The organism is Rufibacter sp. LB8 (assembly GCF_014876185.1).
GTDB lineage: Bacteria > Bacteroidota > Bacteroidia > Cytophagales > Hymenobacteraceae > Nibribacter.
In genome coordinates, this window is record NZ_JADALJ010000001.1 from 3,647,281 (window position 1) to 3,670,007 (window position 22,727).

20 protein-coding genes are annotated in these 22,727 nt (G+C 49.9%); 12 read left to right on the forward strand and 8 right to left on the reverse strand.

The window, feature by feature from the left end; genetic code table 11:
* Positions 1-79: 79 nt before the first annotated feature.
* On the reverse strand, positions 80-1,213 hold the full coding sequence (locus tag IMY23_RS15230) for a toxin-antitoxin system YwqK family antitoxin (RefSeq protein ID WP_192822917.1): 1,134 nt from the start codon (positions 1,211-1,213) through the stop codon (positions 80-82).
* A gap of 171 nt (positions 1,214-1,384) precedes the next feature.
* On the opposite strand from IMY23_RS15230, the gene IMY23_RS15235 reads away from it, so the two are divergent.
* From IMY23_RS15235 to IMY23_RS15255, 5 genes are all read left to right on the forward strand, one after another.
* Positions 1,385-2,839: a thioredoxin-like domain-containing protein gene (locus IMY23_RS15235; RefSeq protein WP_225986520.1), complete on the forward strand. Its 1,455-nt coding sequence runs from the start codon at positions 1,385-1,387 to the stop codon at positions 2,837-2,839.
* A gap of 127 nt (positions 2,840-2,966) precedes the next feature.
* Positions 2,967-4,172 (forward strand): hypothetical protein, encoded by a 1,206-nt coding sequence (locus IMY23_RS15240; RefSeq protein ID WP_192822918.1) that lies wholly within the window; start codon positions 2,967-2,969, stop codon positions 4,170-4,172.
* Between the two features lie 93 nt (positions 4,173-4,265).
* A complete protein-coding gene (locus IMY23_RS15245) occupies positions 4,266-5,000 on the forward strand; it encodes an SIMPL domain-containing protein (RefSeq protein ID WP_192822919.1) in 735 nt (244 codons plus the stop codon).
* Between the two features lie 68 nt (positions 5,001-5,068).
* Entirely contained in the window at positions 5,069-6,184 is a 1,116-nt protein-coding gene (locus tag IMY23_RS15250) for a M50 family metallopeptidase (RefSeq protein ID WP_192822920.1), read from the forward strand.
* A 284-nt stretch (positions 6,185-6,468) separates the two neighbouring features.
* On the forward strand, positions 6,469-7,287 hold the full coding sequence (locus tag IMY23_RS15255) for a hypothetical protein (RefSeq protein ID WP_192822921.1): 819 nt from the start codon (positions 6,469-6,471) through the stop codon (positions 7,285-7,287).
* Positions 7,288-7,392: 105 nt separating this feature from the next.
* On the opposite strand, the gene IMY23_RS15260 is transcribed toward IMY23_RS15255, so the two are convergent.
* Positions 7,393-7,962, reverse strand: a complete 570-nt coding sequence (locus IMY23_RS15260) for a DinB family protein (RefSeq protein ID WP_192822922.1) — start codon at positions 7,960-7,962, stop codon at positions 7,393-7,395.
* A gap of 64 nt (positions 7,963-8,026) precedes the next feature.
* The gene (locus IMY23_RS15265) at positions 8,027-8,578 is read right to left on the reverse strand and encodes a Crp/Fnr family transcriptional regulator (protein WP_192822923.1); all 552 of its coding nucleotides are present in this window, start codon (positions 8,576-8,578) and stop codon (positions 8,027-8,029) included.
* 202 nt (positions 8,579-8,780) lie between these two features.
* Between IMY23_RS15265 and sdaAA the strand changes: the two genes are divergently transcribed.
* A complete protein-coding gene (gene sdaAA, locus IMY23_RS15270) occupies positions 8,781-9,686 on the forward strand; it encodes an L-serine ammonia-lyase, iron-sulfur-dependent, subunit alpha (protein WP_192822924.1) in 906 nt (301 codons plus the stop codon).
* Between the two features lie 244 nt (positions 9,687-9,930).
* Here sdaAA and IMY23_RS15275 read toward each other — a convergent pair whose 3' ends face one another.
* The gene (locus IMY23_RS15275) at positions 9,931-10,446 is read right to left on the reverse strand and encodes a hypothetical protein (protein WP_192822925.1); all 516 of its coding nucleotides are present in this window, start codon (positions 10,444-10,446) and stop codon (positions 9,931-9,933) included.
* A 33-nt stretch (positions 10,447-10,479) separates the two neighbouring features.
* On the reverse strand, positions 10,480-11,676 hold the full coding sequence (locus IMY23_RS15280; RefSeq protein WP_192822926.1) for a cation:proton antiporter: 1,197 nt from the start codon (positions 11,674-11,676) through the stop codon (positions 10,480-10,482).
* Between the two features lie 245 nt (positions 11,677-11,921).
* On the opposite strand from IMY23_RS15280, the gene IMY23_RS15285 reads away from it, so the two are divergent.
* Entirely contained in the window at positions 11,922-12,656 is a 735-nt protein-coding gene (locus tag IMY23_RS15285; RefSeq protein WP_192822927.1) for a hypothetical protein, read from the forward strand.
* Positions 12,657-12,910: 254 nt separating this feature from the next.
* Positions 12,911-14,053, forward strand: a complete 1,143-nt coding sequence (locus IMY23_RS15290; RefSeq protein WP_192822928.1) for a DUF4407 domain-containing protein — start codon at positions 12,911-12,913, stop codon at positions 14,051-14,053.
* A gap of 452 nt (positions 14,054-14,505) precedes the next feature.
* Here the strand turns inward: IMY23_RS15290 and IMY23_RS15295 are convergent, their stop codons facing one another.
* A complete protein-coding gene (locus tag IMY23_RS15295) occupies positions 14,506-15,381 on the reverse strand; it encodes a glycerophosphodiester phosphodiesterase family protein (RefSeq protein ID WP_192822929.1) in 876 nt (291 codons plus the stop codon).
* Positions 15,382-15,468: 87 nt separating this feature from the next.
* Positions 15,469-15,933, reverse strand: coding sequence for an Lrp/AsnC ligand binding domain-containing protein (locus IMY23_RS15300; protein WP_192822930.1), 465 nt, complete (start codon positions 15,931-15,933; stop codon positions 15,469-15,471).
* A 518-nt stretch (positions 15,934-16,451) separates the two neighbouring features.
* Between IMY23_RS15300 and serA the strand changes: the two genes are divergently transcribed.
* The 4 genes from serA (at position 16,452) to IMY23_RS15320 (ending at position 20,942) form a co-directional block, all read left to right on the forward strand.
* Positions 16,452-18,347: a phosphoglycerate dehydrogenase gene (serA, locus tag IMY23_RS15305; RefSeq protein ID WP_192822931.1), complete on the forward strand. Its 1,896-nt coding sequence runs from the start codon at positions 16,452-16,454 to the stop codon at positions 18,345-18,347.
* A 282-nt stretch (positions 18,348-18,629) separates the two neighbouring features.
* Positions 18,630-19,700 carry an aminotransferase class V-fold PLP-dependent enzyme gene (locus tag IMY23_RS15310; protein ID WP_192822932.1) on the forward strand — a complete coding sequence of 357 codons (1,071 nt, stop codon included), beginning with the start codon at positions 18,630-18,632 and terminating at the stop codon, positions 19,698-19,700.
* A gap of 153 nt (positions 19,701-19,853) precedes the next feature.
* Positions 19,854-20,057, forward strand: a complete 204-nt coding sequence (locus tag IMY23_RS15315) for a hypothetical protein (protein ID WP_192822933.1) — start codon at positions 19,854-19,856, stop codon at positions 20,055-20,057.
* 687 nt (positions 20,058-20,744) lie between these two features.
* Positions 20,745-20,942, forward strand: coding sequence for a hypothetical protein (locus IMY23_RS15320; protein ID WP_192822934.1), 198 nt, complete (start codon positions 20,745-20,747; stop codon positions 20,940-20,942).
* Between the two features lie 113 nt (positions 20,943-21,055).
* On the opposite strand, the gene IMY23_RS15325 is transcribed toward IMY23_RS15320, so the two are convergent.
* The gene (locus tag IMY23_RS15325; RefSeq protein WP_192822935.1) at positions 21,056-22,438 is read right to left on the reverse strand and encodes a LutB/LldF family L-lactate oxidation iron-sulfur protein; all 1,383 of its coding nucleotides are present in this window, start codon (positions 22,436-22,438) and stop codon (positions 21,056-21,058) included.
* Positions 22,439-22,727: the final 289 nt, after the last annotated feature.

The window sequence follows — 22,727 nt, forward strand, 5'->3', positions numbered from 1 at the left end:
AGTCACAAAAGTGGTTTTAATGGAAGGGACTAACCTCCGTTTTGGGGCTCATTTCCAGAAATGAGCCCCAAAATGGAGGTTAGTCCATCGGGCCTTCGTTCCTATACTGTATGCCAATGGTGGCCTCGTTCAATTCCACAGACAAAGACATTTTGTACGCCACGGGTTGGCCTTTCTGGGTGGCGGGTGCCCAGTCTCCCAAGCTGGCCAGGGCATCTTGCATCACCGGCACCAGATCTAGGTACAGGTAAAAACGTTTGGCGCTTTCCTCTGTGAGTTGCACGTCTTTGACTACTCCTTTTTCATTGACCACAAAGGTGAAATTGATTTGGCCGCGCTTTTGCCAGAAAGAGGTGGCCAACCGGCTCCTTTTTAATTTTAAAAACAGGGCCTGCGCCACCCAACTGTTATCTTGGTGGTAGGTGGGCGGATTGGTGGGCACTGCCATGCGCATGGGTTTGTTGGGCGTGCACGTGGCCATGAACTCAAATTTCTCCGGGTCTGAAAAATCATGCTGGAAGAACAGCCGTATCTGAGAATTTTTGTAGGAATTAGGCTTCTTTTGTCTGCCAGGAAATTGGCCCGAAACAAACTCGCCCTTCTTAAACTCCTCTGTGAAAATGGGCATGCCTTGGGTTGAACTGGTCCAGGTGCCTTCCATCACGCTGTCTTGCACCAAACCTTGCAGGTATTCATTGGCACCAAACAGAATGTTCATGGTGCCGTTACCGTTTTTCACGGTCTGGTTGCCAGCCTGGTCCCAGGCAGACAGAATGTACACTGAGTTTTCTGTGTACAGCAGCACGCACTTGGGTTCGCCGGTTTCATAGAACAGCTCCCAATTGCCGGTTAGCTTGTCATTTTTGTAGTGGCCGGCCACTTTGGTCTTGCCGTTGCGGTAGAACTCCTGGAACAGGCCTTCTTTTTTCTTCTGGGCGTAGGCGCCGGTATACAGCAGCTCGGCCTGCCGGTTGTATTCTTTGAACGGCCCCGTAAAATAACCCTCCTCTGAAAGCTTGGTATGCCGAAAATACGTGGCGCACTCTGGCTTGACCAAGCGCCAATTATAATTGTAGCAGAACACCACACTGTCGGGGCCCACCACGCGGTACGTCTCTTCTATAGATTCAATCTTGACGGGTTTCTCACTGGTGAGCACATTGATCTGCCCGAAGCTGGGCACAGACAAAAGCAGGACAAGCAGGCCTGCCAAACAAAAAAAGGGGCGCATGAACAGAAACTAAAGCTGAAGAAATTTAGATGGACCGATTGAAATTTGAAAAAGAATGCCCGCCAACGGCTGGAGCGCCCTGATAAACAAAAATAGTCTTTTCTTGGAAAGCGTGACTACCCTTGCGTAGCGTTTGGTGGTTTTCGTACGTTTATGCAAACAGGAAATAACCCCAACCGCCAACTGCCCATGCTCACCGGCCGCGTAAACGCCCCAGAAATCAATACCCCGCACGGCTGGCTCAACACCGGTCGGCCCTACACGCTCAAAGATTTTAGGGGGAAACTAGTCTTGCTTGATTTCTGGACCTACGGCTGCATCAACTGCCAACATTTGCTGCCAGACATCAAACGGCTGGAGCAGGAATACGCGCAGGAACTGGTGGTTATTGGCGTACACTCGGCTAAGTTCGCCGCGGAGAAACACAGTGAGGCCATCAGGCAGGCCATTTTGAAGTTCGGGATTACGCACCCCGTGGTGAATGACGCTGATTCTGCCGTCTGGAAACAGTACGCCGTGCGCGCCTGGCCCACGGTGGTGCTTATTGACCCCAACGGCAAGGTGGTAGGTCAGCGCTCCGGCGAAGGCATCTATGACGAAATAAAACCGCACCTGGACCAGCTCATTCATACATTCCAGCACCAACTTGACCGCACGCCCTTCCCGGTGCAGCTAGAAACTGCCTCTACAGAGGTGCTTCGGTTCCCTTCCAAACTGATAGCTGATTCCAATACCAATCATTTGTATGTAGCTGACTCCGGAAATCACCGCATTCTGGAACTAGACACCTCTGGCCAAGTGCGTACCGTCATTGGCACCGGGCGCCAAAGCTTTTCTGATGGTGATTTTGCCCAGGCTACCTTTAATGAACCACACGGCCTGGCGCTGCACAACGGTTTTTTATACATAGCCGATACCCAAAACAATGCCCTTCGCGGCGTGAACCTCCAGACTCAACAGGTGACCACCGTCGCCGGAACCGGGGAGTTGAGCTATTACTTTTTTGAAGATAAATGGGGCGAGCCCGTGCTGCCCAACAGCCCCTGGGATCTGGCCGTGCACCAAGACCAACTGTACGTGGCCAGCGCCGGCAACCACCAGATTCTGCGCTTCGACCTGGCCACTCAGCAACTGTACCGGTTTGCCGGCACCGGCCGGGAAGCCCTCGCCGATGGTCCATTCGCCCAAGCCGCGTTCAGCCAACCCAGCGGCCTGGCCCTGGCCAACAACACGCTCTACGTGGCAGACCCCGAAGCCAGCGCCGTGCGTGCCCTTGATTTAGCCAACGGTACCGTGGCCACGCTCATGGGTTGGGGCCTCTTTGACTTCGGGGACGTGGACGGCACCTTTGACGAAGCGTTTTTGCAACACCCGTTGGGGCTGGCCGCTCACGGCAACCTACTCTACCTAGCAGATACCTACAACGGCAAAATCAAAGTGCTGGACCTGGCCCAGAAACGCATCACCACACTGCTTGCCGGTTTGCAGGAACCCGCCGGGCTGCTGGTACACCAAGGCTACCTCTGGTTCACCAACACCAACGCCCACCAACTCTGTAAACTGCATTTAGAAACCAAGGCGCTGGAAGTGGTGGCTGTTCGGTTTTAATATGTGGTTTGGGGTTTTCCGTTTTCGGGCTCATTTCTGGAAACGGGGCTGAAAACGGAATTGGGAATTTGTAAGGAAATGGTACCTTAAGGGGGAGGAAGAATGAAAGTATTTTCAAGTAGACATTATGGCCAAGGCGTTTTTAACCTTTTTGGTGGTTTTGATTCCATTTATTTCCATAGGGCAAAAAATTAATCCTGTCCTTTTGCCAGATTGGAACAAAGATGTCCTAAGCACTTATTCAGAATTTAAAAATAAAGGAATAAGAAAGGTAGAAGGGTATGCCTATCAAATAAAGAGAAACGGGAAAATCAAAAAGAGAGACAGCACCAATCTAGTGAGAAACCAGATTGACTTAGATAGCAGTAAGGTATATGGAGTTAATCATCTTTTAATGATGGTTATTCACGGCCCTTCTTCTTTAAGTCAATATGATTTTGCTGATTACTACAATACCCAAGGACAGCTGGTTAAAAGAACAATGTCTTCAAATGGTAAATGGGTTAAAGAGCAAGGCTCATCTACTTATGGTATAGGTATAAACACCACAATTTTTGAATACAATGATAAAGGCAGCCTAAAAAGGGAAGTAAATTCAGGCATTGAACATCATTATTCAGTTTCAAAGTACACAAAAGACACTACCCATTTAAAGGACAGTGATAGCCCAAAAATTTATGAATACATCTACAATGCAGACAATCAAAGAATAAAAAGGTATTATAGAGTAGATTATAATGGAAGTTTAAAATTAGACGATAATACTGTAGAAAATAAATCTGGTGCTGAGAATTGCTTGATTTGTCATCCTAGATTTCTGTTTCAAGAGTGGTTTTATGATGAACATAAGAACTTGAAAGAGGAGATTTCCTATTCAGACGAAAACCTCAAACATACTAAGAGAAACTATTATTATGATGGAAAGAATAGGCTAGTAAAGCAAATAGATTCAACAGGTTGGTATCTTACAACTATTGGCCCTTATTGGGAATCGACCAAAACTTTTGAATACACAGATTCCACTATTTTTGAAACACAAGTCAATAATACAGACAGCTCACAGTTTGGTAGTTCTGTCTCTAAAACTATTACCACATATGATTTAGAAAAGCGTGTACTGAGTAGTTGTGACTATTTTGATTCGGTAGAAAGGTGTACTAATTATTCCTACAAGTTTGAGAGAGACAATTTAATTGAATTTTCCATTAAGTATTCAGATGGAAGACAGTATGTTGAGACATACATTTTCAATAGAGATGACTTAAAAACAGAAGCCCGGAGCTTTGTTGATGGGAAGTTGAAAGGTTTAATTAAATACTATTACCATAAGTAAGAATATGGCTTGCCTGTTGACATATTGTTCCCAATACTTTGATTGCTATGTGCGCCGTTGCTTAAATGCACCCTATAAAATCACTAACTCAGCATGAATTTTAAAACCACGTTTCTCCTTCTTTCCCTCTGCCTCTTCTCCCTCACCATCTTCGCGCAGACTAACAGTAACATTGGCGTGGCAGAAGAGCCGAAAGTGTCAGTGGTAGGCTATGGGGCCATTGCGGTGTTTCCCAATGCGGCGCAGATTACCATTTCGCTCAAGTTCTTGAAACCAGCCCTGCGCGAGGCCATGAACGAAAACCAGAAAGTAAGCCAGGAAGTGGTGGACATTCTCAAAAAATACGTGGCAGACCCCAATGACATCAAGGTTAGCCTTATCTCCACAGACAAAGTCATGAAGTATGAAAACTCCCTGAAAAAGGAGGTGCTGGCGGGCTATGAAGCCAACCAGAAAATCATCTTCACCTTAAAAGACCTGGCGCAGATGCAGAACTTCACGGAGGAGATTCTCAAAACAAGAATTTACGCGCTGGACCGGGTCTCTTATTTTCACACAGATGCCGCCCTCTACACCAAGCAAGCCCAGGAAACCGCCGTGATAGATGCCCGCGAAACCACTGAGCGCCTGGCCAAGGCCGGTAACCTCAAGCTGGGCAAAGTGCTTTACCTGGAAATCAATTCCAGCGCGGCGGAGTCCATTAACCAAACCGTAGACTCGTTTCAAATGCGCACCTGGGGCAAAGGCATGGGCGGCCAAGGCGTGAGTTCCACCGGGCAGCTCATCACCTACTCCGCGCAAGTCACCATGTACACCAAGATTGAGTAGGTAGAAAGCTCATTCTTTGGTAGTTTCGTTTCTGCAAGACCAATCGGCTGTTTTCAATCTGAAGGTATATGAAAAAGAAACTGCTCTTTTTGCTGTCAATGTTGGGCGGCGGCATTATAGGTGGCGCGGGCGCGGCCTTTTTCCTGAAGAACAACCCCGGCGCCTGGACCAAAACCGAAGTATTGGGTGCAGCGGCGGCTTTTCTGCTGGCATTTGTGGGGCAGGTGGTGGTGCACGAGTTCGGGCATTTCCTGTTCGGGAAGCTGGCGGGCATGCGGTTCTACTCGTTCAGGGTGGGGTTTCTGGCCCTGGAGATTGAAAACGGACGGCTTCGGTTCAGGCTGTACAAGAACCTGGGCTACCTGGGGCTCTGCGTCATGCTCCCCACGCAGGAAGGCCATAACCGAAAAACGCTCATGCTCTACATGGTGGGCGGCTTGGTGCTCAACCTGGTATCTTTGGCGCTGTGCCTGTATTTGATTCTGGACCGGCAGGTGACCAGCGGGTTCGGGTTGTGGTTTGCGTGTTCCACCGTCTTTCTGGCCTTCGTGCTGTTCCTTGCCAACGCCATGCCCATCAAGAACAGCAGCAACATTGCCACCGACGGCAAATACCTTTTAGACGGCTTTAAACAATCACCGGACTATTATTCTCTGGCCGATATTCTGTCTCTGAACGCGCTGTCACTGAGCGGCGAAGACCCGGCTGTATTCATGCCCCGTTTCCTGCAGCGCCACCAACAAACCGAAGACCCAACTTTCAAGGTGAACTTCCTGGCGTACAATTACCTGTATTACCTCAGCACCGGGCAACCGGAGGCGGCGTTCCAGACCATGCAGGAGATGGAGCCATTCCTGGAGCAGTACCCGCCTACCCAGCGCAAGGAAATCCAGAAAGAGCAGCTGTTTGCCTACAGTTTTTTGCAGCCAGCCCCCGCCAAGGCCAAAGAAATTTACCAGCAGATTGAAACCCGGCTGGCCTTGGGCAAAAGCGCCGACGACTACCGCGTGCAAGCCGCCTATGCCCTCTACATCATCCAAGAACCGGAGAAAGCGCGCCACTTCATCTCTGAAGGAAAAAAAGTAGCCGACTTGAGCATGATGAAAAGCTTTGTACCGTTAGAGAAAGACTTACTCCACACTCTGGAAAAAGCCGCGCAGGAACAACACTTAGAAACGGTATAATGGAAAAGCCGTTTTGGGGCTCATTTCCAGGAACGAGCCCCAAAACGCAGGTCATAATCCACGGTAAATACTTTATATTACAATGAACATATTTAGTATAGAATAAGTAGCAGCCATCAGCCTGCCTTTGTTGGTGTTCTCACCAACAAAACCAAGGACAGGGACTATCCTGCTTGTTGGTGAGAACACCAACAAAGGCAATGAAACAGGAGTTTAGTTCGAAGTAGATTTTTGATCTTTAATCTTTCCCATATCTATTCAATTTTCACCTTTACTAATTTATCATGTTTAGAAAGCTATTGTATCCCCTGGTATTGTCACTTGCGCTGGTGAGCTGTTTTGAGAAAGACGGTGAGGAAGAGGAAGACCCGCAGCCTTTGGCGGATTGTCTGGTGAAATCGTCCATCATTGAGAATACTAATGGCACCATTGCCGGCCAATATGAATACAATGGCCAGAATCAATTGGTCAAAATCCGTTACACTAGCGGTGATTCCTCCATGAACTATGCCCAATTCTCCTATTCAGGTGGAAGAATCACGGGTAAAAACGATGGTTACGCCACTGTTAATGAATACAATGCCCAAGGGCAGATCATAAAACAGACTGTTACCAGAGCCTTTGGCTCGGGCTTGACTGAAACAGACGTCTACACCCACACCTATAACACAGCCGGCCAGTTGGCTCAAACAGGGCTGCGCGTACAGGGAGGCCTTAACAACATCTATCATTACCGCTATACTTATAATTACGCTAACGGCGTAAACAACCACATCAAGAAAGAGGCATTTGAATCAACCACGCAAGATCCTACCACGGCTCAACCTATTCCCTTGGAGGACATCTACCTCACCTATGACGGCAAAAAGAACGTTCTCCCAGAATCGCCCTTAAATCAATACGGTGTGAACATGCGGTATTTTCCGTTTATAGATTGGGCGGCTGGCAACATTACAAGTTATAGGGTAGTGGGCCCAAAAAACCAGGAACGGTACACGACAACAATGACGTACATCTACAATGCCCAAGGGTACCCCGTAGAAGTACTGACCAATGAGGCCGGCCAAATCAGGAAGACTAAATACTCGTATTCCTGCGATTAATCTGCCTTAGTTTTTAGGCTTAACTCAAATTCCCGTTTTAGGGCTCATTTCCAGAAATGAAGCCGAAAACGGGAATTTTAGTTTAAAACAATCAGCAAGTAACAATCAAACAACTAGACTGATGGGCTGCTGCACTTGGGCTTGCACGCGTTGGGCCTGCGCCAAGTGGCGGTTTTGGTGCGTTACCACAAACTCAAACGCCTCGGCGGTGCGCATTTTTAGCAATTTGAAGAATTCCACCGGAATGGTTTTCTGGTTTACATCGGCGGTAGCCGCTTTCCCTAACAATGGCAAGAGCGTGTTCTGGTGCTGCAGGAATTCTGTGATGACCGCGCGGTTCAAGAGGCTGTTGTGCGGGTTCATGTGTTTGAGCGTCTTGTGCTTCTTGCCGTTAGCAGGATTCACCAAATCCAGTGATTTCTTGCCCAGCCAGGAATAACGCACCGGCGCTGGGTTTGCCAACGTGGGCGCAGCGGCCACGGCTTTCTCCAAATACGGTAGGTAAAAACGGCTGTAGCGGTTGAGGTGTTCCAGGCATTCCAAAATGCTCCAGCTAGTGGCGTGCGGTTTGAAGTTGAGGGCGGCACTGTCCAGCGGAAGGAATTCTGTGGTGACGGTAGCAATACCCTGTTGTACCTGCGCGGTTAGTTGGGTGAGTAAGGTGTTAGTGTTCATGTCTTTGCTTTTTTTGACAAAGGTAGACGCGCGCCAAACGCCAGACCTTGACCAGAATCAAGATTTACAGAATGCGGCTCAGCGTCTCGGGGGTCATGCGCAGGTAAGAGGCGATGTACTTGCGGGGCACCAGCTGAAAAATATGCGGGCTGCGTTGCAACAACCGCTGCAACCGCTGTTCGGGGCTCAGCAACTGCAAATCAATCTCGCGCTCCATCTTGCCCATCAAAGCCTTCTCCAGTTCCTGCCGCCAGAACCGCCCAAAGACCGGACGTTGTTCCTGAATCATCTCGAAATCTGCCTTAGAAATGGCCAGCAACTCCGCCTTGCGCAGCGCCTGAATGCAGTACGTAGACGGCGTCTGGGTCACCAATGACGGGAAGGCCGTAACCAAGGTGTTTGGGTACGAAAAGCCCACGCAAATGTCTTCCTGCTCAGTGGGGTAATACAGCCACAGCGCGCCGCTCAGCACAAAATAGAGATGCTGCTCCACCTGCCCCTGCTGCACCAGAAAATCGCCGCGGTTCAGAGAAATCTGCTTATGCCAGAGCGGCACAAACGCAGCAATGTCGTCTGGGGAGAAATACGGGACTTTTTGCAGGAGTTCGGCCAGCATGGCGCGCGTGGTTTAGGGCTTGTTTGGGAAATAGAGGCCAAAAACGGACAGCTAACTAATAGCCGTTCGTTTTGCGGCAGATTCGGTTTTCTTTCTGTAAATTTAAAGGCTAAACGCACTTCTGCAAGCAGTTGCACGTATAGTAAACAGGGTTTTTTGAAAGACTCCCGCTTATTTTCAACGATTTATCTTTCCGCTATACATGGCCTTACTTTTCAATGATTTCTTGAGTTGGAGCCAACACTGCCAGGAAACCGGCAAGCTGCTTTACCAACCTGTGCTGGACTATGAAGTAGAACAGAAAGGCCGTACCGAAGAGCAGATCTGGGACGGCCTGGCCCGCGCCTATGACGTCATGCGCGACGCCGTTAAAACCGGCCTGACTGAGGACATGACCTCGCGTTCCGGCATGGTGAACAACGGCGCCAAAAAAGTAGCCGCCGCACCGGTCACCGTTCTGTCCCCAGATTTCCAGATGTTAATCAGCCGCGCGCTGGGCGCGAAGGAGGTGAATTCCTGCATGGGCCGCGTGGTGGCCGCGCCCACCGCCGGGGCCTCGGGTATTCTGCCCGGCATTCTCACCACCATCCAAGATTTGCACAAACTAGACGACCGTAAAATTCACGAAGGCCTGCTGGTAGCCGCCGGTATTGCCTTGATTATTGAGCAGAACGCATCATTGGCTGGTGCCGTAGGCGGTTGTCAGGCCGAAACCGGCAGCGCCGCCGCCATGGGCGCCGGGGCCATCGTCTACTGCCTGGGCGGACCTGTGGACCAGGTGTTTTCGGCGGTAGCCATTACCATTCAATGCATGTTGGGCTTGATTTGTGACCCCGTAGCCGGTCTGGTGGAAGTGCCCTGCATTGTGCGCAACGCCAGCGCCGCCGCCATTGCCTTTTCCAGCGCGCAGATTGCCATTGCCGGCGTGAACCCCGTAATCCCCGTGGACCAATGCGTGATGGCTCTGGGCGAAGTTGGCCAGAGCATGGAAACTAGGTACAAAGAAACCGCCCTTGGTGGCCTGGCCAACACCCCCAGAGGCCGCGAGATAGAGAACCTGGTGCTGGTGCAAGACGTGGAGATTCTCCCGGATGAAGATGCCGTGTAAGTGCTTGTAGAGACTATTATAAGGAACTCCCGTTTTCGGGCTCATTTTCAAAAATGAGCCCGAAAACGGGAGTTGGCATAGACACTCGTAGGAACTGCGCACGCTACGAGGTCATTTGAGCAGCAGCAGTAGGAACTTCCACCAGAAACAAGGCACTACCTTGTCTCTACATTTGCAAAGGTAATCCCAGTTTTCCTTCCATTTCCAGAATAGAGCCCGAAAACAGAAACCTTGTAAATGCCTTTTAGTCTTTGGTGACAATGTTGAGGTACTCAGCGTTGGCGTCCCAATTGGAGCGAACCGGGCTGGTGGCATCCAGTTTGATTACTTCTACTTTTTTGATTTGCGTGATATCTGCCAAGACCAGGTGAGCGGTGACGGGCTGCTTGTTCACTAACACATTCAGGGAACGCTTCTCGGTGGGCACGTTGAAGTAGTCCAGTACGTGCTCCAGCCGGAAGAGCGGGCGCTTGCTCTTGAGTTCGGCGGTGACAATACCGCCCCTGGCGCGTTGGCCCAGCGGCGCGAGAATGGTGGAGTCGGTGTACATTTTGAGAATGACCATGTCTTTCTGGTGCGCAATGAACGCCTTGAAAGAGGTTTCCTGGTCGCCCACAAACAGCAGCGGTTCTTGTTTAGAAAAGCTGCTACCCACTTGGGTAATGCCTGCCATGGCCGGTTGCCGCGGAAAACTCATCTGCGCCGAACACGTGAAACTGCCCCACACCAGCAAGAACAGAAAAGACAAAACAGTTTTCATAGATTCTAAGGTAGAAGAACAGGCCCAGGAAAACTAGTAGTTGGGAATGGTTTCCACATCGTTTTTAGTGAGCAGCAGGCCAATCATCATGAGCAGCGCAGAGAGCAGTACCACAAAAAAGAGCACACTTTCATTCATGGCCACAATCTGGTACTGGGCCGGAATGCTGTAGAAAAGCAGAATGGTAATAAGGCCGCGTGGCGCAATGAACAGCTCCGGAATAAGCGGTACCCGGGCCACGTGCTGCAGATACACGTAGCGCACCACCAGAATAATGCTGAAAATGGTAAAGCCCAAGACCCAGACATCCAGCACCAGCAGATCCTGCAGGTTAATGGAAAACCCGAACAGCAGAAAGAAAAAGGTCCTGATCACAAACGCGCTTTCGCCGTTGATTTGCTTGAGCTGCACAATTTCGGCCTTTAAAGAGTGCAGACTGATGTATTTGCCCAACCGGTCTTTGATGAACAGCGCCGCGTTGTTGAGCATGAGCCCAAAGCAAAGCACCATGAGCAGGGAAGACAAATGCAGTTTCTTGCCGATGGCGTAAAGCAAAATGAGCAGCGCAATAATGAGAAAGAACTTGATGTGGCTCTTGATCTTGTCCACAAAGAAAAGCAGCAGCAGGCAACACACCACTGAAATGGCAAAAATGCTCACCAGATCCACGGCCAGCGTCACAAAAGAACCCACGCCCACAGACTCATTCTGCACCGCGAAGTTGAACGCCACAATGCCAATAATGTCTGAAAACGTAGCTTCGTAGACAATGAACTCCCGTTTCTCAGGGCTCAGGTTAGTCACACTGGGGATGGCAATGGCGCTGCTGATCACAGCCAACGGAATGGCGTTGATAATAGCCATCTGGAACGGCACCTCCAGCCAGAAATAAATAAACCAGGCAATGAGCGCCGCCGTGATGAGCAGCGTAGCCGTGGCCGTGAGCAAGGTTTTTCTAATGAGGGGTAATTTCTCGCGTTTCAGCTCAAGGTCCAGGGAGCCTTCCAGTACAATGAGGATCAGGCCAATGATACCGAACAGCTCCAGCAGGTTGCGCAGCGGCGGCAGCGTGACATTGAACGCGGTGGCCGTGACCTGCAGCAGAATACCCGTGGTCAACAGCAGAATCACAGACGGAATCTTTGATTTCTTGGCCACCAGGTCAAACAGATAAGAAAGAACAATCAGGCTACTCAGGATAATCAGGAAACTGTATGCGTCTAGCGTCATGGGTAACGGTTAAGGTGATAACTACCGCTAAGTGCCTGGGTTAAAGGCCAGCGGGGCAGGTGCCAGGAAAGAAAAATGCCCGGTGCCATAGGGGTGTACGAAGAAAAGTTGGTCTTTCTCCAATACTAAGGTACAAAACCTGCATTTATCACACCTTATTTTAAGTTGAAGACCTGTTTCCCTGGGCGGACTTGGTGCCACCGCTGTCTTTCCTGAAGGAACCAGAACCTAGCTATACCCATTCTATGAAACGCTTTTCAGTTCAAGTATTCTTTGCCGCGGCCTTGCTTTTAGGCGTTGGGTGCTCAGTGCCAGACATGCAGGTGAGCCAGTCCATGACCAGCGGGGGCGAGGCCTTGCCAGTGGTGGGGCGCTCCGCGTTCCGGTTGTCATTGGGAGCAGAAAAAGGCTTCGGGTTTGGCCAGTACCAGCTGCAGGAAATTCACCGGGGCTGGACCAGCCGGGCAGATTCTCCCCCTGACCAGATCATTCAGGTAAATGAGGCCTACCAGAAATACCGGTTCTCTTTGCTAGACACCGCCAGCCAGAAAACCTGGTTGGTGCAGGCCGCTGCCATACAAGACGCCACCAAAGCCCAGGCGGCTGGCTGGTCGGTAGAATTAAGCAAGCAGCAGGAATTCCTGAAAGTGGCGTTCACCTCCCCGGAGAGCGGAACCTGGACCTTGGCCCTGGCAGATCCCGGGCATTACCTGCAGCGCAAAGACTTTGTGGGCAAGTTCAGCAACGGTAAGCAGGAAATTGATGTGGCGCCTGTGTATAAATTCGATGGAAAATCCATCCCGTCCAGTGAGCCGCTGGGCTATGAATTCTCCAAAGAAGGTGCCGTGCTGGCCAGCGTACAAACGGTGAACAACGGCAAAGTCTGGCTAAACAAAGCCCTGGCCCCAGACCTGCAGATGGCGCTGGCCAGCAGCTGCGCCGCCCTGCTTTTGTACCAGAAACTGGGCGAAACTCAGTAGCCTCCCGCGCCGGAACCAATCTCATTTTGTGGTAGTTATGGCCACAGCGTCTGCTTTGCGTAGGGGCTGTGGTTTTTTTGTAAATTCTGGATTCATTTTTGTTCTCTTTATAGCAGAATTCCCACCTTTGTCGTTAGGGGATAAGAAAAGGAAGTTGCTTGTTTACTGCCTGCTCCGCGCCCTTGCCCAAAAGTTGACCACAGACTGTTTTTGAAGTGTTTTTTAGCGGGTTTCCATTAGCCCACCCTTGTTATATGAAGAATTTCTTTTGGTGGTGCGCCGGCGCCGATGACCATATTCTGGCCCAATGCCCCAAGTCTGAGCACGTCAAGTTCGGCGGCATTGGGGCAACCGTGCTGTTCACCGGCGTGCTGGCCGCGCTTTCTGGTGGCTACGCGCTGTACACGGTGTTTGACTCCGTGGCGGCGGCCGTGGCCTTCGGGTTGCTGTGGGGCGCCGTGATTTTCAACCTGGACCGCTTCATTGTCTCCACCATCAGAAAAGAAGGCAAGTTCGGTCGTGAGTTCCTCCAGATTTTGCCGCGCCTGTTGCTGGCCTTGGTGCTGGCCATTGTGATCTCCAAACCGCTGGAGCTGCGTATTTTCCAGAAAGAGATTGACAGCGTCCTGGTGGAGAAAAAAGCCCAACTGGCCCTGGAGCACCAAAAATTGGTGAACAAACAATTCACAGAGTCAGACTCGGTGCGGAAAGACATTGACCGCATAAAAGCCGAGATTGCCTCCAAATCTGCCCAGCGTGACACCCTGTACGCCCAAATGAGCGCCGAATCTGATGGTACCGGCGGCACTAAGAAAATCGGACGCGGTCCCATTTTTGAGGAGAAAAAGAGGCAGTATGATAAAGTTGACGCCGAGCTGAAGACCTTGAACGAGCAGAACACGCTCTTGATAGCCGAACGCCAGAAACGCATTGACACCCTCACCACGCAGCGCGACAAAACCTTGGCCCAAGGCAAAGCCCGCTTTGATGACTACGGCGGACTCATGGCCCGCATGGAGGCCTTGGATAAACTGCCGTGGCTGCCCAGCTTCTTCATCATGCTTTTGTTCATCTGCTTAGAAACCGCACCCATCTTCACCAAACTTATTTCCAAGCGTGGGCCTTATGATGATTTGCTGCGCGATGTAGAAACCACCACTGAACTGGAGAGCCTGGAGAAACTGGAAGTCCGCCGCCGTGAATATGACACCCGCAAAGCCATTGACACCGCCGGCCAGGAAGCCCGCATTGAGCATTACAGCCAAAACCGCCGCGAAACCGTGAAAGCAGATGCTGACACTGACCTGGAACTGGCCCGCACCAATTCCTACGCCCGCCTCAAAACCGGCAAAGAGAAAATCCGCCGCGAGACAGAAAGCTATATGGATTCGTTTTAATCCTTCCTATTTGTCATCCTGAAAGGATCTTGTGGGTGAGCTGGAAAAGCTTGAGCTAAAAATGAAAAATCCCTGTTTTCGGCTTCATTTTCAGAAATGAGCCCGAAAACAGGGATTTTTTATGCAGTATTCCTGATTCGTAGGGACAGGTCAAGACTTGTCCCTACCGTAACTGCCGCAAGTTTAGCACAGCGTAACTTGTGGCGGCTCACGCAGCAAGTTTATCAACTTGCGTATTTGAAAATCAACTTTAGGAAAACTCTCAGTTTATAGCGCACCTAACTGCAAAAATGGTGTATGGAATGAATAACGTGTACGCAAGTTGATAAACTTGCTGCGTGCAAAACCACAAGTTACGCTGCGCTAAACTTGCGGTAGATAGAAGTTGAAAGGTGTAGAGAGAATCCATTCCGTTTTTGGGCTCATTTCCAGAAATGAGCCCGAAAACGGGATTACTGGCGGGTGATGCGTTCTGGGTGGTTGGTGATGACGCCGTCGGCGCCTAGTTCAAAGAGGCGTTTGATGTTGGCGGGTTTGTCTTCGGTCCAGATAAAAGTTTTGAAGCCTTGACTGTGCAGCGCTTTGATGAATGCCTTAGACGCGAAGGACCTGTGCACGTTGATGGCGGCTGCCTTGGAGTAGCGGTCAAAGCCTCCAAATTTGAGTTCGTGGTCAATGAAGATGGGCAGGAACGGAATTTTACCTACAATCAGTTTGTGCGTGGGAATGACAAAATCTGCCGCCCAAATGCGCTCCAGAATGGGATCATGGAACGACTGCAGCACGCACCAGTCGTTGGCCTTGTACTGGCTTATAAGTTGCAGCGTGCTGGCTTCCAGGCCCAGGTAGTAATCGTCTTTGCCTTTTTTGAGCTCAATGAGGAGTTTTTTCTTGCCCTTGACCAGGTTAAGAACCTGCGCCAGGGTAGGAATGCGCTCGCCCGCAAAGGAAGAGTCAAAGGAAATGCCCGCGTCCAGTTTCTTGATTTCAGCTAAGGTGAGGTCTGCAATGGCACCGGTGCCGTTGGTGGTGCGGTCTACGGTGGCGTCATGAATGACCACCACTTCGCCGTCTTTGGTCTGGTGCAGGTCAATCTCAATAAAATCTGCCGAGGTTTCCAGGGCTTTGCGCACGGCGGCCAACGTGTTCTCCGGCGCCAGGCCAGAGGCCCCGCGATGGGCCACCACGGCTACCTTGCGCTTCTGGTTTTTGAGTACCAGTCCTTTCTCCATACCATCAGATCCGTCGCAGGCCACCAGCCAGAAGGCAAAAAAAGGCAGAAAAGCCCACCAAAGCGTTTTTTTCACCAAAAAAGAATTGTCTGTCATAGTCCTGCCGACCCGTTGTGGGCTACAGCCATGAAAGATACCATAGTTTTCACAGTGCCCAAGCGCGAACCAAGGTAAAAATAGGGATTACAGAATATTTACCTGGCGGGTAATGCTTTCTTCCAAAGAGATAAACGTCTCTGTGCGCTCCACGCCTTCAATGATCTGTATTTTCTCGTTCAAGACCTCGCGCAGGTGCAGAGTGTCACGGCAGATAATCTTGGCGAACATGCTGTATTGGCCGGTGGTGTAGTGCATTTCCACAATTTCGGCCACCTGGCGCATCTGGGCCACCGCCTGTTGGTACACAGAGCCTTTCTCCAGGTAAATGCCAATGAAGGCGCAAATGTCATAGCCTACCGCGTTGGGGTTGATAAACAGGTGCGAGCCTTTGATAACGCCCAGGTCTTCCAGCTTCTTCATGCGTACGTGTACCGTTCCCCCAGACACCTGCAATTCTTTGGCAATGTCTGTGTACGCCCGGGTGGCGTCTTGCATGAGCATGGAGAGGATTCGTCTGTCTAAATTATCAATTTCTGAAACTTGCGGCATTTTTAGCGTGGTTTTTTGTCAATTCAACAACAAAAATAAGAACTTATTATGTAACTGCTAAGGTACAAAAAAATACTTTATGAAAATTACAAGTAAATAAATAATATTTTATGGTTGTTGTAAGTAAAAACGTTAATTATTGACATATTTGTAAAAAAAATTGCTAACCTCACTAATTTTCTGTTCTGTGTTGAGAAATTTGCATCAGTTTCAGGTAAAAAGTCCCACAATTTCAGTGGAAACTTGAGGAAACAGATATTTTTGGGAAAGCCCATTTTTTTTGGAAGCAGTAAACCCAAGGCAGCAGTCAGTAGCAGTGGCAAGACCAGTTCCGGAAGTTGCCTTCAAAGGGATTGCTGCAAGTACTTGTCCGCTTTTCAGAATTAATAACCGTTTTCGGCTCCATTTACAGAATTGAGGTCAAAAACGCTTTTTATTTAACAAGATACCGCCCGATATTGGGGCCTTCATTGGTAGTTCCTCGTTTTTGGGTGGTCTGCCAGTTTCACGCCATTTTTATGAATACGCCAAAAAAGCATTTCATCATTGATTTTGACAGCACCTTCACCAAGGTAGAAGCCCTGGACGCCCTCTGCGAAATCTGCGTTCCGGACCCAGAGCAGCGGCAGAAAGTGCTTCTGGAGATTCAGCGCCTCACAGACCTGGGCATGGAAGGCGAAATTCCGCTCACCGAGTCGCTGGAGAAACGTCTGGCCCTGCTCAACGCCAACCAACGCCACATTGGTACGCTCATTGATCACCTTAAAGGGCAGATTTCTGAGTCGTTCAAGCACAATCGGGCCTTTTTTGAAGCCTTCAAAGACGATATCTACATCATTTCCAACGGGTTCAAAGAATTTATTGTGCCCATAGTGCAGGAGCTGGGCGTGAAACCAGAGAATGTCTTCGCCAACAGTTTTGTGATGGACCAAGATGGCAACATTACCGGGTTTGACCGCGACAACGTGCTCACCCAGAACCAGGGCAAGGCCAAGCAGATTCAGTCTCTGGGCCTGGAAGGCGAAATCTACGTGATTGGCGACGGCTACACCGACTGGGAAATAAAAGAGGCTGGCATAGCTGATAAATTCTACGCCTTCACCGAGAACGTGAGCCGCGACAGCGTGGTCAAAAATGCAGACCACGTAACTCCAACTTTAGACGAATTCCTGTACCTGAACAAACTGCCCAGCTCGCTTTCTTACCCCAAAAACCGCATTAAGGTTCTGGTGCTGGAAGGCATTCATGAACAGGCCATCAAAATGTTCCGGCAGGAAGGTTACCAGGTGGAGATTATTCCGGGTGCCCTGGAAGAAGACGAACTCTGCGCCCAACTGCATGACGTGTCCATCCTTTGTATCAGGTCTAAAACCCAACTGACCGCCAAAGCTATTGCCGCCGCACCCAGGTTAATGGCCGTGGGCGCGTTCTGCATTGGTACTAACCAGATTGACCTGCAGGCCTGCACGGAGCGCGGCATTATTGTGTTCAATGCGCCTTACAGCAACACCCGCAGCGTGGTAGAGATGGCCATTGGCGAAATAATCATGCTCAGCCGCGGCATTGTAGAGAAAAGCAACCGCCTGCACCACGGCGAGTGGGACAAATCTGCCAAAGGCTCCAACGAGATACGCGGCAAGAAACTGGGCATTGTAGGCTACGGCAATATCGGGTCGCAACTGTCTGTCTTGGCTGAGGGCCTGGGCATGGATGTCTATTTCTATGACGTGGTAGACAAACTGGCGCTGGGCAATGCCACTGTCTGCAACACTTTAGAAGAACTTCTGGCCTTGGCAGATATTGTCACGCTGCACGTAGATGGCAGGGCGTCAAACAAAGATATCATCGGCGCCGCCGAATTTGAACTGATGAAAGAAGGCGTGATTTTCCTGAACCTGGCCCGCGGCCACGTGGTGGACATTGAAGCGCTGGCCGCCAACATCAAAAGCGGCAAGATACGCGGCTGCGCGGTAGATGTGTTCCCGTATGAACCCAAGAACAACCAGGAGCAATTTGAGTCTTTGTTGCGCGGTTTGCCCAACACGTTGCTCAGCCCGCACATAGGCGGCAGCACCGAGGAAGCCCAGGAAAACATTGCCCAATACGTGCCGTCTAAAATGATTGACTACATCAATTCCGGTGGCTCTTACAACAGCGTGAACTTCCCGAACCTGCAGTTGCCGGCCCTGCGCAACGCGCACCGCCTGATTCACATTCACCGCAACGTGCCGGGTATTCTGGCCAAGATCAACAATGCGCTGGCAGACAACAACATCAACATCCTGGGCCAGTACCTGAAAACCAACGAAACCATCGGCTACGTGATCACCGACGTGGACACGCAATACAACCGGTCTGTTATCAAGGAACTCAAGCACATTCCAGACACTATTAAGTCACGCACACTATATTAGTATCACGTAGCAGGTAGCAAGTAACGAGTGCCAAGAATCTTGTTGCAAGTAATAAGCCTCAAGATTTTTACTCCTTTTTGTCATCCTGGAAGGATCTTGTGGGCGAACTAGACAGGCATTATAAAAAATGCCATTTCAGCTTGCCACCGAGATCCTTTCAGGATGACAAAGAAAGCAAATGCAAATTCCTGTTTTGGGGCTCATTTCCAGAAACGAGCCCCAAAACAGGAATCCATTTCCAAATTCTTTCATCAGCACATTAACACATCAGCACATTAAAAAATGATTTACTTCACGCCCGGCCCGGCCCAATTGTACCCCACCGTAGAAAAGCATTTGCAGACCGCGTTAACCCAGCAGGTGTTCTCTCAGAGCCACCGGAGCCAGGCGTTCAAGGATCTGTACAAGGAAGCAGATACAGGCTTGCGCGAGCTGTTTCAGTTGCCCCAGGATTTTGCCATTTACTTCACCGGCTCGGCCACTGAGATTTGGGAACGAAGCCTGCAGAACCTCACCGCCACGCATTCTTACCATCTGGTGAACGGCTCCTTCTCCCAGAAATACCTAGACCACGCCAACTGGCTGGGAAGAAACGCGCAGCAACTGAAAGTACCGTTTGGGCAGGGGTTTGATGTAAACGCTATTGATATTCCCCAGGAAACGGAGTTGCTGGCCCTTACGCAGAACGAGACCAGTTCTGGCGTGTGCATGCCGGTGCAAGATATTCATGCCCTGCGGGCGAAGTACCCAGAGCCGCTGCTGTCCGTGGATATGGTTTCGGGCGCGCCGTTTGCGGCCCTAGATTTCAATCAGGTGGACATGGCGTTCTTCTCCGTGCAGAAAGGTTTTGGGTTACCGGCGGGGCTAGGCGTGTGGCTGGTCAACGAGCGTTGCCGGAACAAAGCGGCCGCGCTGGAGGGAACGCAATACACCGGTGGCCATTACAGCATCAAGTCTTTGCATGAGCAATACCAGCAGTTTCAGACACCGTGCACACCTAATGTGCTGGGCATTTACCTGCTGGCGCAAGTGGTGGAAGACATGCTAGCCAAGGGCATAGACACCATCAGGCAAGAAACGCAGGAGAAAGCGCAGGCGCTGTATGGTTTTCTGGAGGAGAGCAGTCTGTTTGCTCCCTTTGTGCAGCACGCGGCGCACCGCTCGCCCACGGTCATTGTGGCCGATGTTCTGGAGAAACCTGCCGCTGAGGTGATTTCGGCGTTAAAAAAACAGGGTCTGGTGGTGGGCTCTGGCTACGGGGCGTTCAAAGACAAGCAGATCAGGATCGCGAATTTCCCGGCGGTGTCTCCGGCCGAGGTAGCCCAACTGATTGCCGCGTTAAAGCAGTTGTAGGCGCTAGTGAAGCGGTAGATAGAAATATCTATATATGTAGAAGGTATAGCAAGCCTCTGGAAATTAATAAATTATTGAGCCGATTGGCTATCTAGTTGAAATCAGGGCCGTATAAGGAGAGAAGTTCACCAAGGCTTTTACGCTTATACCACTATGAAGAAATTAGTACTTAGCTTGTTACTGTCGGGGTTTGTACTGGCAGGCGGGCCAGCGGCTATGGCCATGGAAAGCACCGCTGCGGCGGCCGAGAAAGAGTTTCCGCTCTTCGGGAAAAAGAAAAAAGGCAAGAAGGCCAAGGCGTCCAAGTCTAAATCGCATAAGAAGCAATACCTGAACCGCGGAAAGCGCGTACGCTAGTTTTGCCCCCATTTACAAAATAGAGCCCGAAAACGGCTTATCCTATCTCAAGGCTACCTATTGTAATAGAGATGCCCACTTGCAAAAGTGGGCGTCTTGTTTTTACGGCCTTTGCAGCTTGATTATATCTATCTCTTGTGCCGCAACCAGGGTTCGCAAAAATCTGACTTCACCGTATTCTCCCGGTTTTCACCTCCGTGGTCAGCCTCTACCTGCGCTCAAACCTACCTAGGCGGCATTTATTGATGATTATGCCAACTTCTGACAGTATTACAATTCAGTCAGAGATTAATACACTTGATAAATATTTTAGAAATTTTTAAGAAAAAATATCCATAATTAGAGTTGGCCCGTATAATTGTAGTATGATTTCCATATGTTTTATAAGTCTTATGACGGACATATGAAATTTATTAAAAAAATCGTTTAATTTTAGGGGTAGAAAGAAAGCAGAAGGAGATGGAGTTTAGTAGTGAAGTTGAACCACATTTGGGAGATTTGCGAAACTTGCTATAATTCCAAGAAAAAATATTGCCTGTAAAAGAGAATGAAAACGCCATTTAAACGAAACTGAGCCACTTTTTAGTTATTAAAAATATTTATTATATTTTTTATTTGAATTGTTAAAAGATAACTACTAAGTTTAGGTCAATAATCAGATTTACTATAACAAAATCCATAACAGCCATGAAAAAATATCTACTAGGAATTCTTGTTGCAGCATTTGTTGTTTCTTCCGCTCCCGTGGCTTCTGCTAACGAGGCATCTCCGTTCGAATTGAAGACTTCTTTGTTTGGTAAAGACAAGCTGAAAAAATCAAAGAACAAGAATGCTAAAAAGATGAAGGCTCTTAAGAAATACAAAAAAAGAACCAGCAAGAGATAGCCTTCTGTACAGGCCTTAAAGACAAACAACAACGTGTGTCTGTAACCAGCGTGCAGATACATCTATAGACTAAAAAGCAAAAAGCCCACTCTTATAGGTGGGCATTTTGCTTTTTAGGAGGTTCCGCGCTGCTTGCGCCATTGTTCATTGAAAGACTGCGCCGGTGCCGTGAGGGGTTCCCTTCTAATTGCCCAGGTGTCTTGCTGTAGTTTTCTAAGCACAAAGTTCTTGACCGCCGCCGGCGCGAAATTGATCAGCTTTCGGTTTTTCATGCCGTAGGCAAACGCCCTGAACGCCAGCTTCTCATTCTTATCCACCAAACCTTCTTCCACGCTTTGCTTGCGGTTTAACAAAAGCAGATTGTGCAACGGAATCTTGACCGGGCACACGCTGGTGCAGGCGCCGCACAATGAACTGGCGTAACTCAAGTGCTTGTTCTCCTCAAACCCGGCCAAGTGCGGCGTAATGACAGAGCCAATGGGGCCGCTGTAAGTGGTTTCATAGGTGTGGCCGCCTATGTTCTTGTACACCGGGCACACGTTCAGGCACGCGCCGCAGCGTATGCAGTTGAGCGCCTCGCGCTGCTCTGGCTTGGCCAAGAGGTTGGTGCGGCCGTTGTCCAGCAAGATCACGTACATTTCCTCCGGGCCATCTTTCTCGGTGGGCTGGCGCGGGCCGGTGAGCAACGTGTTGTAAATAGTGATGTTCTGCCCGGTGCCGCTGGTGCTGAGCAAAGGCCAGAACAGGTCCAGGTCCACCATGCTGGGAATCAGTTTCTCAATGCCCACTACGGCAATGTGCGTTTTTGGGAAGGTGGTGGAAAGCCGGGCGTTACCTTCATTCTCCGTGACCGCAATGGCGCCAATATCGGCAATCAGAAAATTAGCGCCGGTAATGCCCACTTCCGCGGACGTGTATTTGTCTCTGAGCAGGTTGCGGGCGGTAAGTACCAACTGCTGCGCGTCATCTGTCATGGGGATGCCCAGTTTCCTGTGGAAAAGCTCGGCGATGTCTTTCTTAGACATGTGCATGGCCGGCGTGACAATGTGGTAGGGACGCTGCTCATTCAGCTGCACAATGTATTCGCCCAGATCGGTCTCCACGGTTTCAATGCCGTTTTTCTCCAGGAAATCATTCAGATGAATCTCCTCGGTACTCATGGACTTGGACTTGACCACGCTCTTGGCACGCTTTCGTTTCATGATCAGGCCAATCTCCTTGAGCGCCTCGGCGGCGTTCTGCGCCCAGATTACCTTGCCGCCGCGCTTGGTAAAGTTGTTCTCAAATTCCACCAAATACTTGTCAAGGTTATTAATGGTCTGCGTCTTTAAAAACGAGGCCCGCTCACGCGCCAGCTCATGATGGTCATAGGCTGCCATGCCGTTCTGCACCGCCGCGTTGTACTTGCCTATGTTGAACCGTATTTTCTGCCGATGGTCCAGGTCAAATGCCTTGGTCTCTGAGTCCAGCAGAAATTGTTTTAGTTTAGTGCCCAAATTCTTCTCTTCTAGTCTTGCCCGTGCCGGGAAGTTTTTCTGTCTTTTATACGTTCTGTTTTCGGCCTCATTTCTGGAAATGGAGCCGAAAACGGGAGCCACGAAATTCCCTCTCCCTTTAGGAGAGGGTTAGGGTGAGGGAGTTTTTTTTAAGCATTGCACTTCAGAATAACACCCTCATCCTAACCTTCTCCCAAGGGGAGAAGGGACTTTTTGGTATTTCGTTTTGAAACCGTTTTTGGGCTCATTTCTGGAAATGAAGCCGAAAACAAGAAATTGTGATTGAGCC

Excerpts from the sequence above, each read along its gene's own strand:
- IMY23_RS15310 (WP_192822932.1), top strand. The coding sequence starts at position 18,630 with ATGATTTACTTCACGCCCGGCCCGGCCCAATTGTACCCCACCGTAGAA.
- IMY23_RS15265 (WP_192822923.1), bottom strand. The coding sequence starts at position 8,578 with ATGCTGGCCGAACTCCTGCAAAAAGTCCCGTATTTCTCCCCAGACGAC.
- sdaAA (WP_192822924.1), top strand. The coding sequence starts at position 8,781 with ATGGCCTTACTTTTCAATGATTTCTTGAGTTGGAGCCAACACTGCCAG.
- IMY23_RS15285 (WP_192822927.1), top strand. The coding sequence starts at position 11,922 with ATGAAACGCTTTTCAGTTCAAGTATTCTTTGCCGCGGCCTTGCTTTTA.
- IMY23_RS15260 (WP_192822922.1), bottom strand. The coding sequence starts at position 7,962 with ATGAACACTAACACCTTACTCACCCAACTAACCGCGCAGGTACAACAG.
- IMY23_RS15235 (WP_225986520.1), top strand. The coding sequence starts at position 1,385 with ATGCAAACAGGAAATAACCCCAACCGCCAACTGCCCATGCTCACCGGC.
- IMY23_RS15300 (WP_192822930.1), bottom strand. The coding sequence starts at position 15,933 with ATGCCGCAAGTTTCAGAAATTGATAATTTAGACAGACGAATCCTCTCC.
- IMY23_RS15255 (WP_192822921.1), top strand. The coding sequence starts at position 6,469 with ATGTTTAGAAAGCTATTGTATCCCCTGGTATTGTCACTTGCGCTGGTG.
- IMY23_RS15295 (WP_192822929.1), bottom strand. The coding sequence starts at position 15,381 with ATGACAGACAATTCTTTTTTGGTGAAAAAAACGCTTTGGTGGGCTTTT.
- IMY23_RS15250 (WP_192822920.1), top strand. The coding sequence starts at position 5,069 with ATGAAAAAGAAACTGCTCTTTTTGCTGTCAATGTTGGGCGGCGGCATT.
- IMY23_RS15315 (WP_192822933.1), top strand. The coding sequence starts at position 19,854 with ATGAAGAAATTAGTACTTAGCTTGTTACTGTCGGGGTTTGTACTGGCA.
- IMY23_RS15245 (WP_192822919.1), top strand. The coding sequence starts at position 4,266 with ATGAATTTTAAAACCACGTTTCTCCTTCTTTCCCTCTGCCTCTTCTCC.
- IMY23_RS15320 (WP_192822934.1), top strand. The coding sequence starts at position 20,745 with ATGAAAAAATATCTACTAGGAATTCTTGTTGCAGCATTTGTTGTTTCT.
- IMY23_RS15240 (WP_192822918.1), top strand. The coding sequence starts at position 2,967 with ATGGCCAAGGCGTTTTTAACCTTTTTGGTGGTTTTGATTCCATTTATT.
- IMY23_RS15290 (WP_192822928.1), top strand. The coding sequence starts at position 12,911 with ATGAAGAATTTCTTTTGGTGGTGCGCCGGCGCCGATGACCATATTCTG.
- serA (WP_192822931.1), top strand. The coding sequence starts at position 16,452 with ATGAATACGCCAAAAAAGCATTTCATCATTGATTTTGACAGCACCTTC.
- IMY23_RS15280 (WP_192822926.1), bottom strand. The coding sequence starts at position 11,676 with ATGACGCTAGACGCATACAGTTTCCTGATTATCCTGAGTAGCCTGATT.
- IMY23_RS15275 (WP_192822925.1), bottom strand. The coding sequence starts at position 10,446 with ATGAAAACTGTTTTGTCTTTTCTGTTCTTGCTGGTGTGGGGCAGTTTC.